Source organism: Paraburkholderia sp. RL17-383-BIF-A, assembly GCF_046028015.1.
GTDB lineage: Bacteria > Pseudomonadota > Gammaproteobacteria > Burkholderiales > Burkholderiaceae > Paraburkholderia.
Window position 1 is genome coordinate 168344 of the sequence record NZ_JARESR010000011.1, and the last position, 15147, is coordinate 183490.

The following is a 15147-nucleotide window of genomic DNA, read 5'->3' on the forward strand; positions in this document are numbered from 1 at the left end:
CACTATCGCTTTGCCGAGGCACACGCTATGGACCGTAACGCATTCACCGAAAGCCTGACGAAAGAAGGCTTCCCCGACGCCGTGGTTGTCACGCGCGAGGCGAACGTAGAGATGGAAGTTCACGAGCATCCCTTCGAAGCCAAGGCACTGATCCTTGAAGGCGAAATGAATATACGCGTGGGCGACGAAGAGCGCGCGTATCACGTCGGCGACGTTTTCCACGTGCCTGCGAACAAGCCTCATTCGGAACGCTATGGCCCGAACGGCGTGACGTATCTGGTGGGCAGGAAGCAGTAAGGCGCGGCCTGGTAGACAGTCCGCGCCCATGGAAAGAGAACTGTCAGGCGCCCAGCAATACCCCGGTCCTGAAAGGGCGCGTGCCCGTTACGCGCCCGAGCGGTGCGCCGGCCGTCACAAAGCGAATCGCGCGTCGCATGTAGAACACACCTTCCGTTTTGCTGACGATGGTTGTCGTCTCGTCCGTCAGCGGATCGACGATATCGAATAGCGGTTGCCCGACGCGAATCGTGTCGCCAATCTTCGCGCGATGAATGAGGATTCCGCTCACAGGCGCATAGAACTGTTCGCTGCCGGCCAGCGGGGTGGCCGGCGCCAGCAATTCCGGTAAAGGCTTCGCTTCGAGCTGGATCGCTCTGCGCCACACGAGGTAATCCACCAGCGCGTCGGCATCTTCCTGGGCGACCTCGTAGGAGACGTCGCGCTGTCCGCGGCATTCCACGGTCACGGCAATCGCACCGGTAGGCACCGGCTTGTCGGCCGGCAACGCCTGCTGCAATTGCCACCACAACAGGCTATGCGTTTCGTCGAATGCTTCGCCGCCCGAGTTGGTGGCGAGCAACGACGCCTGCGCCCCGAGATAGCGCGACAAAGGCTCGAACTCGGCCCACGCGGCCTCGCTCGTATAGAGATGCATCGCGGCTTCGAGCGAACAGTGCAGATCGATAATCACATCCGCATCGAACGAGAGTTTCAGCATTGCCAGTTGCAGCGATTCGAATTCCGTCAACGGTTTCTGCGCGGCCAGTTCTTCGCCAATCAACTGGCGAACAATCCGCACATTCTCGGCGGCATCGGAACCCAACACTTCTTTGGCTTGGGCCACCAACTTCGGAAACTGCAGGAAGTGGCGATTGAAGTTCTTCCCGCTGCCCAGATCGAAGCGGCCAAGAAACTGGCCGAGCACATATTGTCCGAGCCCGACCGGATTCGCTACCGGCACCAGGACGATTTCCGCGTTCAGCGCACCCTGCTTCTCCAGTTCGAGCAAACGGCGCTTGAGCAATACCGTCGTCAGCATGGCGGGCGTTTCATCGGCATGCAGCGACGACTGGATATAGATCTTCTGACCGCTATTCGCGGGTCCGAAGTGAAACGACACCAGTTCACGGTGCGTGCCGATAGCCGGCGAGAGAAGCGGAATCGATTGCCTGTTCATGAGCGTGAGTCTTTAGAAGAAAGTCGGGAGTCGGAGAATCAGTTTCCGTACGGATCGAAGTCGAAGTACTTCTTCGCGATCTGCGCATACGTGCCGTCCTTGCGCATCGAGGCGATCGCCTCGTTGATCGAGGCCTGCACCGCAGTCTCGTCCTTACGCAAGCCGATGCCTACGCCGCGATCGCCCATCGAGAGCGGTTCGCCCACGAACGCAAAGCCCTTGCCCGCCGGCGTGCGCAAGAATCCATAGTCCGCCTCCACCGAACCGAGCAACGCCCCGTCGAGTCGCCCGTTCTCCAGGTCGGCGAAGACTTCTTCCTGGCTCTTGTACGCCACCACGTGCACGCCGAGCGGCGCCCAGTTCTTCAGCGCATACCCTTCGAACTGCGTGCCCGACTGCACGCCGATCGACTTGCCGGCCAGCGCGTTCAAGCCGCCCGCGAGCGCGGAGCCTTGCCGCGCGATCAGCCGCGATTTGAACTGGAACAGCTTCGACGAAAACAGAATCTGCTGTTCGCGCTTTTCCGTGATCGCCATTGAAGACAGGATCGCGTCGATCTTGCGCGCCTGCAACGCAGGAATCATCCCGGAGAATTCGAGTTCCACCCACTGGCAGCGCGCGTGAATGCGCTTGCAGATTTCATTGCCGAGATCGACGTCGAAGCCTTTGAAACTGCCGTCGGGCGCTTTGGAGTCCATCGGCGGATAGGTCGGATCGATGCCGAGGCGCAGCGTGGTGGAATCAGCGGCAAACGCGCCACTGCTGAAAGCCAGCGCGGCGCTCAAGATCATCAGCGAAATTTTCATGGGAGGACGGAGTGTGAGGTGGGCGGATTGACTACGGTGCCATCCTATGTGGCGCCCGCGCCTCAAAGAAGTCCCGATCGGACTATCATGATCACTTTTCCCGATCACCGGATGGCAGCCTCCATGGCGCTGACGATCTCCCAACTCCGAGCATTCACCGCCGTCGCCGAGCACGGCAGCATCCGCGCGGCCTCGCGGGCGCTCGGCATTGCGCAGAGTGGCATCACGCAGCAATTGCAGAACCTCGAATCCATGCTCGGCGCCACGCTCTTCACCCGCACGAATCGGGGCATTGCGCTGACCGCGCTCGGCCAGCGGCTGTTGCAGCGGGCCGGTGCGATCATCGGCGAATGCGAACGCGCGGAGCAGGAAGTGCAGCAACTACAAGGCGACTATGTCGGCGAGGTCACGTTCGGCATGACGACCGAGCCGCTCGTCGATGCGTTCGCGCCGGTGCTGATGGAATTTCGCACGCGCTTCGAGCGGGTCGCGGTGCATCTGCGGACCGGCACCTCGCGCATGATGATTTCGTGGATTCGCGAAGGCACGCTGGATTTCGCGGTTGCGCTGGTATCGAAGCATACGGATACCGCCGATCTCTCGGTCATGCCGCTTTATCCGTCCGATCCGGTGATCGTCTGCCGCCAGGGGCATCCGAAAGCGGGCGCGACGTCGCTAGCCGAACTGGTCGATTGCACGTGGGTCGCCACGCGCTCGCCGAATCTCACGGCCGACCCGCAAATCAATCGACTGAGCCATCTGTTCGAGAGCCACGGCTTGCCGCCGCCGAATATCGTCGCGACGGTGGAAGGCTTGTACGAGACGCTGCATCTGGTGGGCGCAACGGATTGCCTCTCGCTGGAGTCGTCGATCGTTGTGAAGCGTGGGCCGTTTGCGAGCACGCTCACCTCGATTCCCGTGCGCGAGCGCGCGGTCGAGCAGAACGTCTGCCTGTTGCAGCGCGCCGCCATTCCGCTTACGCCCGCTGCGCAGGAACTCGCCACCATGATCGCTTCCTACACGCGCACGGTGCGGGCGCGTTGAGCGACGCTGGAATCAAACCGCTATTTCGAGCGCGAGCAACTCATCGAGCGTTTGACGACGACGAATCAGTCTAGGCTTGCCACACTCCAGCAACACCTCGGGCGCGAGCGGCCGGCTGTTGTAGTTCGAAGACATCGACGCGCCGTACGCACCCGCATCGTGAAACACGATGAAGTCGCCCACTGCGGGCGTCGGCATTGAGCGACTCGTCATGACACCGCCCGCGGCCTGGGTGAAAACATCGCCGGCTTCGCACAGCGGCCCGGCCACCGCGAACGAATCAGCCGGTGCGTCACTCGGCGAGCCATCACGTCTCAGCACCGTCATCTCATGATGGCTGCCGTAAAACGACGGCCGCACCAGATCGTTGAATCCAGCATCCACCAAAGCAAACTGCTGCGTGGGGCGCGAGTTCAACGCGTGGACTTCCGCCACGAGCACGCCCGCCTGCGCAACCAGAAAGCGCCCCGGTTCGATCTCCAGCCTCACGCCATGCCCGACGTGCGCTTCGATCTGCCGCCGCGCCGCGTCCCAGAGCCGGAAGTAATGCGCCACATCGATATCGGGCTCGCCTTCGCGGTACGGCACCGACAGACCGCCGCCCGCGGAAATTGCTTCGATATCGTGGCCCAGCCCCTTCACAGCTTCGACCATCGCCTCGCAGACGCGCGACAGATGCCCATAGTCGACGCCCGAGCCGATATGCATGTGCAACCCGACCAGCTTCAGACGATAACGCCGGACCAGTTCAATCGCGCGCGGCACGTCGTCGAGCCAGATGCCATGCTTGCTATGCTCGCCGCCCGTGTTCGTCTTGTTGCTGTGCCCGTGGCCGAAGCCTGGATTGATCCGCAGCCAGACGCGATGGCCTTCGGGCGCATGGCGTCCTATCCGCTCGAGCATATCGAGCGAACCCGCGTTGACTGTGATGCGGTGTTCGACCACAGTGGAAAGCGTCGCATGATCGATCAGATCCGCCGTGAACACGACGCCTTCTGGATCGCCTTCTGGTGCAAAACCCGCCGCAAGACTACGACCGATTTCGCCCAACGAGACGGCGTCGACCATGACGCCTTCGTCGCGCATCAGTTTGAGGATATGCAGGTTCGAACACGCCTTCTGCGCGTAGCGGATCACGTCGAAGCTGCGCAATTCGGCAATGCGCTCGCGGATCAGGTCTGCGTTGTAGACCCAAAGCGGCGTGCCATGCTCTTGCGCGAGTCCGACGAATTGTTGCGGATTGAATGGCGTCACGGTCCCCGTCTCTCGATGTCAAAGCGTTGGTGTCAACGACATCATGCTAAAAACGTGGCATTCAGTAAAATACCAATTCCTGGCAACTCCATTCACTTCTGATATACCCATCATGGCGCTCACGCATCGGCATATCGAAGTCTTCCGCGCGCTGATGACAGCGGGCAGCGTCACCAAAGCGGCGGAGATGCTCTTCACCTCGCAGCCCACCGTGAGCCGCGAACTCGCGCGCATGGAACAGAGCATCGGCTTTGCCTTGTTCGAGCGCACGAATGGCCGGCTGCGACCCACCCTGTCCGCGCTCATGCTGTTCGACGAGATCAAGCGTGCGTATGTCGGGCTCGAACGTGTGGCGTCAACCGCCGCCAGCCTGCGTGAATTCCAGGGCGGCCAGTTGTCCGTGATCGCTTTGCCCGCGTTTTCGCATTCGATCCTGCCGGGCGCGGCGAAGCGCTTTCACGACGCCCAACCCGGCGCGAGTTTGTCGATCGCAACGCAGGAATCACCGTTTCTGGAAGAATGGCTGACGGCCCAGCGCTATGACCTCGGCTTGACCGAACATGGCGCGCCGCCAGCGGGCACGCGCCTCACGCCATTGCTCGAAGTGGATGAAGTGTGCGTGCTGCCTGACGGACATCCATTGCTCAACAAGCGCGTGATCGCGTTGAAAGATTTCGCGAATCAGCCTTTCATCAGCCTGTCGTCAAACGATCCGTACCGGATTCAGATCGACGAAGCCTTCGCGCAAGCGAATATCGCGCGCCGCCAGCTCGTCGAGACGCCCACGGCGGTCTCGGTGTGCAGTTTCGTGCGGCAAGGTCTTGGCGTCGCGATCGTCAATCCGCTAACCGCTCTCGATTTCGCGGGCCGCAACCTGCATATCCGGCCGCTCGCCGTGTCGTTGCCGTTTCGCGTGAGCGTGATTCATCCGGAACATCGTCCGGGCCACCCGCTCGCCGGCGCGTTCGTTCAGGCGCTGCAAAGCGAAGCCGCCGCGCTCCGGCTACAATTGAAAATCCACACCGGACGCAAGCAGCAATAACGGCGTCGTTCTCGCATCCAAGCACGCGAACGGCCGCCGGCACCCACCGAAAAAAGTCCGGGCACGCTTCAAGCTAAGCACTGCAGCAAACCGATTGCGCACGCGAACGGCGCACAGCGCGCTCGCGCCGCATGGAGTCCTCTTATGTCGTAGACATCAACAGGAGTTTCCCAAATGATGAATCGAGATAATCCCGTCTGGCTGATCACAGGATGTTCCACCGGATTCGGCCGCGAGCTGGCAAAGCTGGTGCTGGAACGCGGCTGGCGCGCCGTGGTCACCGCGCGCGACCCGTCGAAAGTAAAAGATATCGTGGAAGGCCACGCCGATCGCGCACTGGTTCTGCCGCTCGACGTGACGAACCCCAAGCAGATCGAAGACGTGGTCACGCAAACCAGGCAACGTTTTGGCCGCGTCGATGCGCTCGTCAACAACGCGGGCTATGGTTATCTGGCCGCGATCGAGGAAGGCGAAGACGACGAAGTCCGCGCCATGTTCGAAACCAACGTGTTCGGTCTGGTCGACATGACCAAGGCCGTCCTGCCGATTATGCGTGAGCAGCACAGCGGCTTGATCGTCAACGTGTCGTCGATTGGCGGCATTACGAGCTTCGCGGCGACCGGCTATTACCACGCCACCAAATACGCGGTGGAGGGTCTATCCGAGTCGCTGGCGACCGAGGTGAAACCGCTCGGCATCGACGTGTTGATCGTCGAGCCCGGACCGTTCCGCACCAACTGGGCGGGTCCGTCGATCAAACAGTCGGCGACAGTGATCGACGACTACGCGGCCACGGCCGGCGAACGCCGCAAGCAGACCGAGGCGCGCAGCGGCAAGCAGGCGGGCGACCCGGTGCGCGCGGCGCAGGCAATCATCGACGCTGCGCTGTCGGACAAACCGCCGCTGCGTTTGCTGCTCGGCAAAGTCGCACTCGAACTGGCGCGCAAGAAGCTGGACTTCATGCGTGGCGATTTCGATGCATGGGAAGCCACCACGGTAGGCGCGGATTTTCCGGAGGGCGCGGGTTAATCAGCCGCGCGAGTTATCCGTTGGCCGGGTTAAAACTCGACCAGCGCGAAGTCTTCCTTGCCCACGTCGCAAAGCGGGCAGCGCCAGTCGGCCGGGACGTCCGCCCAGCGGGTGCCCGGCGCAATGCCTTCGTCCGGCAAGCCCGCCGCTTCGTCGTAGACCCAGCCGCAGATCACGCAGACCCACTGCTTGAAATCGTCCGCGCAGGCCGCACCGTCGGCGGACGCCTGCGGCGCTTCGGCCGCGTGCGACGCCGGCGTTTCATCCAGGCTCACCACCAACGGCGCGGCCGTGCCCTCGCCGGTTTCCGCGAGACGCGCCTGCAGGCTTTCCAGCAGCCGCTCTGCTTCGGCCTGCGTCAGATCGATCCAGTAGGGATCGCCGGCGCCGTCGTTGAGCCGCTCGGGGGAAAACTGGATTTCTACGGCTACGCCCTTCTTGTACATGGCAAATCGGAATATCGATGAAGCCGGCAGCGCGCCCCAAAGAGACTTTCTTCGAGACGTGCCGGCAGGGGTCGGAAGCGTTGCGTCGAGACTTCGCGCAGAGATTAGACGAACTGGTTCAGCACGATGGCGGCGATCAGGCCGGCGGCGCCGATGAGGCCCAGCAATTGCAGCAGAGTGAGGGATTTACGGGTTGCGGTAGGGATGTGTTGCGTAGTCACGGGCTAGTCTTGAAGATCGGAAAAAGCGAAATGGTACACGGGTACGCGGCCGGCGCATGTCGATTAGCGCAAACCGCCGTGCATTAGCTGCCATTATCGCCGCTCGATCGCCCGGGATTCCCTACCGTCCGGAGATGGATTAATTCCCCACGAAGGGGAAAGTTTTTCTTACGAATTATCCGCGCGATATTGTCACTGGCACGAGGCGTCCGGCTTCAAAGAGGCCGGCCTATCAGCTCTTCGCGAGCGGGCTGCCCTGACGCGAATCCCAGAAGCGAATCACCGCCGTATCGCCCGTGCCGGCGCCCACGACCTGATCCGGCGCGCCGCTCTCGCGCAGCAACGCGCGCAGTTCGTTGATGACCGGAAATACCTCGTGATTCCAGTCCGCGCCTTGCGAGTCATGGGCGCGCTGTTCGGCTTCGACGATTTCGCGGTCTTCCTTGAAAATGCGTTCGGTGAACCACACCAGCAGCGGCCACGCGAGATTCAGCACGCCGGGAATGCCCGGTTTGCGAATCGACAGCAGCCCGAACGTGCGGTTGGTGCGCTGCTCACGATCGAGCGGCACGTAGACGATCCACAGATTCATCACCAACGTCTGCTCGGACGTGCGGATCTGCAGCGTCTGATACGGATATTCGGTGCGGATCGTCATCACGTCCTTGTCGTTGTCGCCGCCGGTTTTGCGGCTCTGGCCGAACACGATCGCTTCGCCGATCGGCTGCTGACCGGCCATGCGCGCAAACGTGTAATCGACTTCGACCCAGCCCTCGCCACGGCGCCGGCCGAGCGAACGCGCCCGCATCTGCCCCATCTGCTTGCGATGCAAAAACTGATGGTTCATGTCCATCAGGTTCTCGTGCATGAACGAGTAGTGGCAATTCACCGGACGGCCGAAACGGCGCGTCTTGTACTTCGTGTCCGACACCGAGCCGAGATCCGGCATGGGCCGTTGTTCGGCCAGAGCGGCGTCGCCGGGGAAAACGAAGATCAGGCCTTCGACTTCGCGGCACGGATAGGAGCGCACGCCATTCGGCAGACGGTCGCGGCCCAGATAGGGCACGTCGATGCACTTGCCCGAGCAGTCGTACGTCCAGCCGTGGTAGCCGCAGCGGATCGATTCGCCATCCACCACGCCTTGATGCAATGGCACCTGACGATGCGCACAGCGGTCCTCGAGCGCGAACACCTTGCCGCCCTCCGTGCGCGCCAGCACGATCGGGTCGCCCGCGAACGTGACACCATGCGTCTTGCCCCGCTTCACCTCATGCGACCACGCAAGCGGATACCAGTAGTCTGGGTGGATGCCGACGCGGCGCAGATCGCGCACCGGCGCGTCGTTGGCAGCCTGGCCGGGCGCGTGAGCGGCTTTTTGCGATGCTGTCTGGGGGGGCGACACATCGACGGTCGCATCGCCGGTGTCTTGTTCTAGCGGGGGCACAGCATGCATAGGTGGGTCTCCGTGCACGGGCGGATAGAAGGTTGCCGCCCTGCAGGTTGCGGGCGGCGTCGTCGCCAGTCTACTAGAACCCGACACCGCTTGGGTTCGCGGACCGCGTGCCTTGCCGCGCAATCGCACCGTCCCGTCACCCGGAACACCGCCTTAAAAAAGGGCACCGCGTTAGCCTTCGTCGTGCGCCACCAGCCCTGAGCGGCGCTGCACGCCCCACGACCGTCCGCCACGCAGGAAATGCAGCCAGCCGAGCGTGGCGCCCACGTGCCGCACCACTTGGAACGTGAACGGCTCGGTAATCGCCGCGAACGCCGCCATCCATAAACTGGAGCCGGTGCGCTCGCCGGTCCAGCGCCGATACAGATGGATGCTCCACAGATAGAACGCGAGATCGATTGCCGTTTTCAGGCCGATCACGCTGAAGATCGACACGACGATCGCGCCATGCCCACCGAGCAGAAAAGCGAGCAGCAGCGCAAAAGCGGTCAAGCCGTAGATCGGCTGCATGGTGTCGATCGCCTTGACCGGCAGCATCAGCATGCCGAGCGTGCCGTAGCGCGGATTGCCGGTCATGTCGCGGTTCCAGTACTGCGTTTGCAGGAAGCCCGCGAACCAGCGGCGCCGTTGACGCAGAAAACTGGCGAGATTGTCCGGTGCGTCGGTGTGAGCATGCGCCTCGCCGACCACGCGCACGTCCCAGTCGAGGCCGTGGTCGACCGAATAACGGCGCAGCCGGTGAATCAGCTCGTAGTCTTCAACCAGGCACTGCGGATCGAAGCCGCCCACGTCGACCAGCGCGTCGCGCCTGAACGACGCGAAGGCCCCCGAAATCAGCAGCAGGCTGTCGGCGCGCATCCACGCAAAACGGGCGATGAAGTTGCGCATGTACTCGTAGGTCTGGAACCACTCGAACACGCGCCCCGACACCGACTTGCCGCATACCGGCACCAGAATGCCGGCGGCGGCGACGAGCCTCGGTTCGCTCGCGAAAGCGGCGCGCATGGCGTAGGTGGCGTCGTCGTCGAGCAGGGTGTCGGCGTCGACCGTCATGACGGTTTCCGTGGTCATCACGGTGATCGCGGCGTTCAGCGCGCGCGCCTTGCCGCCGTGCGGCACGCGCAGCCAGAACAGGTTCGGATACAGCGCGCTGGGTGCGCTCAGCACGCCGTCAGCGGCCGCCGTGAGGCCGAAGCGCTCGATCAGAAGCTCGCGCGTCGAGTCGGTAGAGCCGTCGTCGGCAATGACGATCTGCGCCGGCCCATGCGTCTGCCGCAACAGCGCGGCAAGCGTCACCGGCAGCACCGCCGCTTCGTTATGCGAGGCGACGATCACGCCCATGCTCGGCAAGCTGCGCCGCTCGAACTCAGGCTCGAGCGGCGGCGTACGCCGCATCAACGGCAGCGTCTTCCACGTGACGAACGCCAGCAGCAAGGTGTCGTACACCACGTAGGCAATGCCCGTCGACCACGCGAGCGCGCCCTGCAGAAAGAAGGCGCGCGCGAACAGCAGCAGCCACAGCACGACCACGCTCAGGTGAATCAACGTACTCAACGGCGTCGAGCGACGCGGCACAATGCGCGGCGACGCGAGCGCGAGAGCCTGTTCCAGGGTTTTCTTCAAAATGACTGCCGGGTAGTCTGTGCTGCGGTTGATAAGTGGACGCGGCGCTTACGGCACCATGCGCTTCAGAACCGACTTGCGATCGATCCACTGATGCTTCAACGCCCCGCCGATATGCATTGCCAGCAGCGCATAGAGCGCGTAGCCGAGCCACGTATGCAACGCGCCGAAGCGGTCGTGCAAGCTTTCCTTGAGCGTCGGATCGAGATTCATCACATAGCCGATACGCGGCCAGGGGAACAGGTCGAACAGGCGCATGGGGTGCGTCGCCGCGTCTTTCCATGCGGAATCGTGCAGCCAGCCGGACAGCGGCAGCGCAATCATCAGCAGATACAGCAGAAAATGCGCGACGTGCGCGGCGATCTTCTCCCACGACGGAAACTCGCGCGGCAACGGCGGCGGCTTGTGCGACACACGCCACAAGATGCGCATGAGCGCGAGACCCAGCACCGTGATACCGATCGACTTGTGGGTGTCGATCACCGGGCGCACCCAGTCGTCCGGCAGCGAATCCGCGCTCAGGCCGAGCACCACGTTGCCGATCATCAGCAGCGCGATCAGCCAGTGCAGCACCATGGCCGTGCGGGTGTAACGGGACGGCACTGGCGTGCCGCTCGAGTCGGCCAAAGAGTCGGCGTGCGTGTTCATGATTGTTCCGTCCGCAGATTCATTGCTGCGAAAACTGTTTGATATTCCCGTCATGCCGAGGCGGATTCAGGCGCATGGCACCGCAGCACGGTAGGAGAACGCCCCAGTGTGCGGCTTTATTCCGCCACACGCTTAATAGTATGTTTCTAGTATGTTTCAGATTATTTCGCGCGCGCGGCGCAAAGCCGCCATTGCAGCCTAGCCGAGCGTTGCCTCGCGCCGTGCGATCAGCGCGATCGACTCGATTCGCTCCTCGACCCAGCCGTTGGTTGCATGCGCATCCAGTAGCTGCCGGATGCGGGCTTGCAGTTCGTCCAGCCGCTCGCCGAGCCGCTCACGCGACAGACTCGACATCGACAAGGGCCGCTCGATCAGCGATTCAACCGACGTCCGCCGTGTTTCGACAATCGACACGCGCTCCAGCGCCGAAAATGACGACTTTGCGAGCACCGTGTCGTGACTCTCCCAGTCGTCCGACGTGCGCTGCACGCGTGCCGGGTCGCTCTGCGCGTATTCTTCGAGCAACGCCTGATAGGGCGCGAGCCAAGCAATCGGCGCGTCGGTGACCATCGCCGTCGAGAACAGTGCGAGCGCGCCTTCCGGCTCAATCAGCGCGTCCAGCCTCGCGAGCGTGTCGGGCCGGTCCATCCAGTGAAACGCGCGGCCGATGACAGCCAACCGAAAGCGCCCGAATGCCGGCGACAGATCATAAGAGCTGCCCTGGCGGTATTCGATATTCGGAGCAATTCCAGCGCCCAGGCCTGCCGCGATGCGCAGCATTTCCGGTTCGGGGTCGAGCGCGAGACCCGAACCGACCCACGAGGAAAACGCCTGCGACAGCTGCCCCGGCCCGCAGCCGAGATCGAGCAGCCGGTGCGAACCGCCGAGCTCGCAGGACTGAGCGACGCGGCGAATCAAGCGCGGCGAATACGGTTGACGCCCCGCCAGGTAATGCGCGGCGTTGGTCTTGAAGCGGTCGGGGACGAAGGGAATCGGAGCGGTCATCGGCGGTTCCTGGCAGGTGGGTTGCGGCAACAGGCAAGCGAACAGAACGCCATTGTCGTTGCTGCGGCACATTTCCGCCGACGTTGCCATGCAATTCGATCAGATCGGGCGTCCATACTTCAGGATCGATTCTGATTGGATACCCATATCGCTGCGCAGTTTCCGGCAACACGACAAATCGTCAGTGCTGCTTCTACGATACGGCGCCCCTCAGAAAGGCGCGCGCGCAAACCCAATGAAAGGCGGCCGGCACGCCGTATCCCGCTTTGGGGGTTGGAGAACCTCGCCGGCCGTTGCTCAACGCTCCACAAACCGCTTCACAAACCGATAGTGACCGACCCCCCACTCGTTCCCGTTTGCATAGCCGAACAGCTCGGCCACGGCCATATAGAACATGCGCCAGCGTTGCAGCCACACGGCCGCATCGCGCGCGCCGTAGGTATCGACGAGCATCGGCATTACCCGGTCACGTGCCGCGTCGAGCGCGGCGAGCCAATGATTCGCCGTGCGCTCGTAATGCGTGCCGCTCACCCACCACTGCCGCTCCATGCGCAGGTCGTCCTGGAAATTGAGCAGCAGCGCCTCGGACGGCATGGTGCCGCCGGTGAAGAAATATTTCGACATCCAGTCGCTGCCGTCCTGCACCTGAAAGTGATACGCGAGCGTGCGGTGTACGAAGATGTGCACGAACAGCTTGGCGTCCTCGCGCATCCAGCCCGCAATTTTCGCGAGCAGCAAGCCGTAGTTTTTCATATGCTCGAACATCTCGATCGATACCACGCGATCAAAGCCGCAGCCAAGCTGTTCGTCATTGAATTCGAAATCGACAATGTTGCCCGTGACCACCGAGAGGTTGCGCAAGCCCACCTGCTCCGCGCGCGCTTCAATGAACGCGCGCTGCCCGTGCGAGTTCGATAGCGCGACGATCCGCGAATTCGGATAGCGCGCCGCCAGCCATAACGACAACGAACCCCAGCCGCAGCCGAGATCGAGAATCCGCTGACCGTCGGCCAGCTCCGCGCGCTCGGCGTAGCGTTCCAGCATGGCCGCCTCGGCTTGCGCAAGCGTCTCGCTACCGGTCGGATACAGGCAGCACGAATACTTCAGATGCGGCCCGAGATGCGCGTGAAAGAACGAAGCCGGCACCTCGTAATGCTGCGTGTTGGCGGCTTGCGTTTCGATCGCGATCGGGCTCGCACGCAGATCATCGAGCAGACGGTTGAGGCGTTGCGCGCGCACCTCGCCGTTATTGAGCGCTTCGTCGCGCAGGCGCTGGCGCATCAACTGCCGCATGCCGAAACGGATCACGCCGTTGGGCAGCCAGCCACGTTCGCAGCTCTGAATGAGCCAGCCGTCGCCGGGCTCGGCGGGTGACGGCGGCAGGGTGTGACCGGTGGTGGAAAGGCTCATGAAACAGACTCCCTATCGTTTTTTCGCGATTTTTATTTTGAAAGTGTGCAGGCGCCCTGCGCGAGCGTTCACTGCCGCGGCGGCCACGGAATCAATGCGCTGGTGGTGCGCATGTAATCGGCGTAACCGGGGCGCCGCTTTGCCATGCTTTCTTCGAGCAGCGGGATGCCGGAGAGCTTCAGCAATAGAAACGCCATGAGTACCGGCGGCAGCAGCGTGAACCAGCCCCACGGCGTGCCAATCGAGAGTGCGATATACGCGAGCCAATGCACGCATTCGAAGAAGTAATTCGGATGACGCGAGTAACGCCATAAGCCGACGCGGCACACGGTATCGCGATTCGCCAGATTGGCCTTGAAGTCTCGCAACTGGCGGTCCGCTATACCCTCGCCGGCCACGGAGACGATCCACACCACCACGGCCAGTACGATCCATCCCGTGGCCGGCGCTGTGCCGCGATACGACGGCACCAGAAACGCGATCGAAAGCAGCATCGAAATCACGACTTGCAACTGGAAAAACCAGAACATCCTGCTCGCCGCCTTGTCGCCCCATTCTTCGCGGAAGCGGCGATAGCGTGCGTCTTCGGGCTTGCCGGCATTGCGCTTCCACAGATGCGTGCCGAGCCGAACACCCCAGATCAACCCACCTAGCGCGGTCAGAGCGCGCGCGACCGGGTCGCCTGTGCCGAGCACCGCGTAGAGCACGGCCACGAGACCGAGCGAATACGCCCAGATGGGATCGACCATGCCGGCGTTTTCGGTTTTCAACTGCCATGCCCAGACCGCGCTGAAAATCACGACGAGCCCAATCAGGGCAATCACGGCGGCGGCAAGTGCTGGCATGGATTCCTCGTTCAAAGGCGATGCGGGTTATACGCTTCGAAAGCGCGATCGGATGCGTCCGGCGCGCCCGCTAGTCCTTGTCGCCCGGCGAGGCGAAGCCTGCTTTGCCCAACTGATCCGGCCGCTGCGGCACGCGTCTGAAGCGCGACGTGTCGTAACCCATCGCGTCGAGCCGGCCGAGCAGGGCACGATACGTTTCATCGCTCATGTCCGGCTCGCGGGAAAAAATCCAGCCGAGGTTTTTGCCGGGATAGCCGAGGATCGTGTAGCGATAGTCCGGATCGACATAGAGCGTCAGTTGCGTCACGTGGACCGGCCAGAACAGTTGCACGCTCCACTCGCCACCGTCTTTGCCCGGCACGGGCGTGTCGAGAAACTGATAGTGCTTTTCCTCGGCGTCGAAACTCTTTTTGCGGCCGTAGTACGAGTCCTCGATCTTGCCGTCGTCGCGCAATTTCCATTCCGCGCGGCTCCCCACCATGTCGCGCTCGGCGAAATAGGGAATGTTCGCGATGATGTACCAGCGGCCCATATAGCGCGGCAAGTCGACCGGCACCGTGGAGAGCGGTTCGCTCGCGCGCGGGTTGGGATTGGGCGGATCGTTGGAGCAGCCCGCGAGCGAGAACAGCAGAAATGCCGCAGCAGCGGCGGCGACGGTGGTAAGCACAACACGGCGCATGGCAATGGCCTCGAACGTAGCGGATATAAAGGTATTACGTTCGATGGGGCCGGATGGATGCGCGCGCCGACCGCGAATCCGCGCGGCGACCCTGCAAAGCATGTGCGGGCGACGCTCGGCGCGTGCGGGACAGTTTCCGGCGATCAGACCGCCCTGCCTTCGAGGCTAGCCGATCCTGCCTTCGGG

Annotated in this window: 15 protein-coding genes; 4 read left to right on the forward strand and 11 right to left on the reverse strand. The window is 62.7% G+C overall.

Features of this window, described 5'->3' with window-relative positions; all coding sequences use genetic code 11:
* Nucleotides 1–27 precede the first annotated feature (27 nt).
* The gene (locus P0D71_RS15660; protein WP_408294840.1) at nucleotides 28–297 is read left to right on the forward strand and encodes a cupin domain-containing protein; all 270 of its coding nucleotides are present in this window, start codon (nucleotides 28–30) and stop codon (nucleotides 295–297) included.
* A 43-nt stretch (nucleotides 298–340) separates the two neighbouring features.
* On the opposite strand, the gene P0D71_RS15665 is transcribed toward P0D71_RS15660, so the two are convergent.
* Nucleotides 341–1456: a succinylglutamate desuccinylase/aspartoacylase family protein gene (locus P0D71_RS15665; protein ID WP_408294837.1), complete on the reverse strand. Its 1116-nt coding sequence runs from the start codon at nucleotides 1454–1456 to the stop codon at nucleotides 341–343.
* A 38-nt stretch (nucleotides 1457–1494) separates the two neighbouring features.
* The gene (locus tag P0D71_RS15670; RefSeq protein WP_091805551.1) at nucleotides 1495–2262 is read right to left on the reverse strand and encodes a transporter substrate-binding domain-containing protein; all 768 of its coding nucleotides are present in this window, start codon (nucleotides 2260–2262) and stop codon (nucleotides 1495–1497) included.
* Nucleotides 2263–2385: 123 nt separating this feature from the next.
* Between P0D71_RS15670 and P0D71_RS15675 the strand changes: the two genes are divergently transcribed.
* Entirely contained in the window at nucleotides 2386–3306 is a 921-nt protein-coding gene (locus P0D71_RS15675) for a LysR substrate-binding domain-containing protein (protein WP_408295211.1), read from the forward strand.
* Between the two features lie 12 nt (nucleotides 3307–3318).
* Here P0D71_RS15675 and lysA read toward each other — a convergent pair whose 3' ends face one another.
* Nucleotides 3319–4560, reverse strand: coding sequence for a diaminopimelate decarboxylase (lysA, locus tag P0D71_RS15680; RefSeq protein ID WP_408480886.1), 1242 nt, complete (start codon nucleotides 4558–4560; stop codon nucleotides 3319–3321).
* A 112-nt stretch (nucleotides 4561–4672) separates the two neighbouring features.
* On the opposite strand from lysA, the gene P0D71_RS15685 reads away from it, so the two are divergent.
* Nucleotides 4673–5602 (forward strand): LysR family transcriptional regulator, encoded by a 930-nt coding sequence (locus tag P0D71_RS15685; protein WP_091805544.1) that lies wholly within the window; start codon nucleotides 4673–4675, stop codon nucleotides 5600–5602.
* A 174-nt stretch (nucleotides 5603–5776) separates the two neighbouring features.
* The gene (locus P0D71_RS15690; protein ID WP_408185855.1) at nucleotides 5777–6631 is read left to right on the forward strand and encodes an oxidoreductase; all 855 of its coding nucleotides are present in this window, start codon (nucleotides 5777–5779) and stop codon (nucleotides 6629–6631) included.
* A gap of 29 nt (nucleotides 6632–6660) precedes the next feature.
* On the opposite strand, the gene P0D71_RS15695 is transcribed toward P0D71_RS15690, so the two are convergent.
* The 8 genes from P0D71_RS15695 to P0D71_RS15730 form a co-directional block, all read right to left on the reverse strand.
* Nucleotides 6661–7077 (reverse strand): rubredoxin, encoded by a 417-nt coding sequence (locus P0D71_RS15695; RefSeq protein WP_408350799.1) that lies wholly within the window; start codon nucleotides 7075–7077, stop codon nucleotides 6661–6663.
* Nucleotides 7078–7530: 453 nt separating this feature from the next.
* Nucleotides 7531–8751: a Rieske 2Fe-2S domain-containing protein gene (locus P0D71_RS15700; protein ID WP_091805534.1), complete on the reverse strand. Its 1221-nt coding sequence runs from the start codon at nucleotides 8749–8751 to the stop codon at nucleotides 7531–7533.
* Between the two features lie 171 nt (nucleotides 8752–8922).
* Nucleotides 8923–10374 (reverse strand): glycosyltransferase family 2 protein, encoded by a 1452-nt coding sequence (locus P0D71_RS15705; RefSeq protein ID WP_408480888.1) that lies wholly within the window; start codon nucleotides 10372–10374, stop codon nucleotides 8923–8925.
* A gap of 48 nt (nucleotides 10375–10422) precedes the next feature.
* On the reverse strand, nucleotides 10423–11022 hold the full coding sequence (locus tag P0D71_RS15710) for a cytochrome b (RefSeq protein ID WP_408294821.1): 600 nt from the start codon (nucleotides 11020–11022) through the stop codon (nucleotides 10423–10425).
* 198 nt (nucleotides 11023–11220) lie between these two features.
* The gene (locus tag P0D71_RS15715; RefSeq protein WP_408480890.1) at nucleotides 11221–12027 is read right to left on the reverse strand and encodes a class I SAM-dependent methyltransferase; all 807 of its coding nucleotides are present in this window, start codon (nucleotides 12025–12027) and stop codon (nucleotides 11221–11223) included.
* A gap of 297 nt (nucleotides 12028–12324) precedes the next feature.
* Nucleotides 12325–13437 carry an SAM-dependent methyltransferase gene (locus P0D71_RS15720; RefSeq protein WP_408480892.1) on the reverse strand — a complete coding sequence of 371 codons (1113 nt, stop codon included), beginning with the start codon at nucleotides 13435–13437 and terminating at the stop codon, nucleotides 12325–12327.
* Between the two features lie 68 nt (nucleotides 13438–13505).
* The gene (locus P0D71_RS15725) at nucleotides 13506–14282 is read right to left on the reverse strand and encodes a DUF1295 domain-containing protein (RefSeq protein ID WP_408185850.1); all 777 of its coding nucleotides are present in this window, start codon (nucleotides 14280–14282) and stop codon (nucleotides 13506–13508) included.
* A gap of 70 nt (nucleotides 14283–14352) precedes the next feature.
* The gene (locus P0D71_RS15730; protein WP_408185849.1) at nucleotides 14353–14961 is read right to left on the reverse strand and encodes a lipocalin family protein; all 609 of its coding nucleotides are present in this window, start codon (nucleotides 14959–14961) and stop codon (nucleotides 14353–14355) included.
* Nucleotides 14962–15147: the final 186 nt, after the last annotated feature.

Excerpts from the sequence above, each read along its gene's own strand:
- P0D71_RS15700 (WP_091805534.1), bottom strand. The coding sequence starts at position 8,751 with ATGCATGCTGTGCCCCCGCTAGAACAAGACACCGGCGATGCGACCGTC.
- P0D71_RS15675 (WP_408295211.1), top strand. The coding sequence starts at position 2,386 with ATGGCGCTGACGATCTCCCAACTCCGAGCATTCACCGCCGTCGCCGAG.
- P0D71_RS15710 (WP_408294821.1), bottom strand. The coding sequence starts at position 11,022 with ATGAACACGCACGCCGACTCTTTGGCCGACTCGAGCGGCACGCCAGTG.
- P0D71_RS15660 (WP_408294840.1), top strand. The coding sequence starts at position 28 with ATGGACCGTAACGCATTCACCGAAAGCCTGACGAAAGAAGGCTTCCCC.
- P0D71_RS15695 (WP_408350799.1), bottom strand. The coding sequence starts at position 7,077 with ATGTACAAGAAGGGCGTAGCCGTAGAAATCCAGTTTTCCCCCGAGCGG.
- P0D71_RS15725 (WP_408185850.1), bottom strand. The coding sequence starts at position 14,282 with ATGCCAGCACTTGCCGCCGCCGTGATTGCCCTGATTGGGCTCGTCGTG.
- P0D71_RS15720 (WP_408480892.1), bottom strand. The coding sequence starts at position 13,437 with ATGAGCCTTTCCACCACCGGTCACACCCTGCCGCCGTCACCCGCCGAG.
- P0D71_RS15670 (WP_091805551.1), bottom strand. The coding sequence starts at position 2,262 with ATGAAAATTTCGCTGATGATCTTGAGCGCCGCGCTGGCTTTCAGCAGT.
- P0D71_RS15685 (WP_091805544.1), top strand. The coding sequence starts at position 4,673 with ATGGCGCTCACGCATCGGCATATCGAAGTCTTCCGCGCGCTGATGACA.
- P0D71_RS15690 (WP_408185855.1), top strand. The coding sequence starts at position 5,777 with ATGATGAATCGAGATAATCCCGTCTGGCTGATCACAGGATGTTCCACC.
- P0D71_RS15715 (WP_408480890.1), bottom strand. The coding sequence starts at position 12,027 with ATGACCGCTCCGATTCCCTTCGTCCCCGACCGCTTCAAGACCAACGCC.
- P0D71_RS15730 (WP_408185849.1), bottom strand. The coding sequence starts at position 14,961 with ATGCGCCGTGTTGTGCTTACCACCGTCGCCGCCGCTGCTGCGGCATTT.
- P0D71_RS15665 (WP_408294837.1), bottom strand. The coding sequence starts at position 1,456 with ATGAACAGGCAATCGATTCCGCTTCTCTCGCCGGCTATCGGCACGCAC.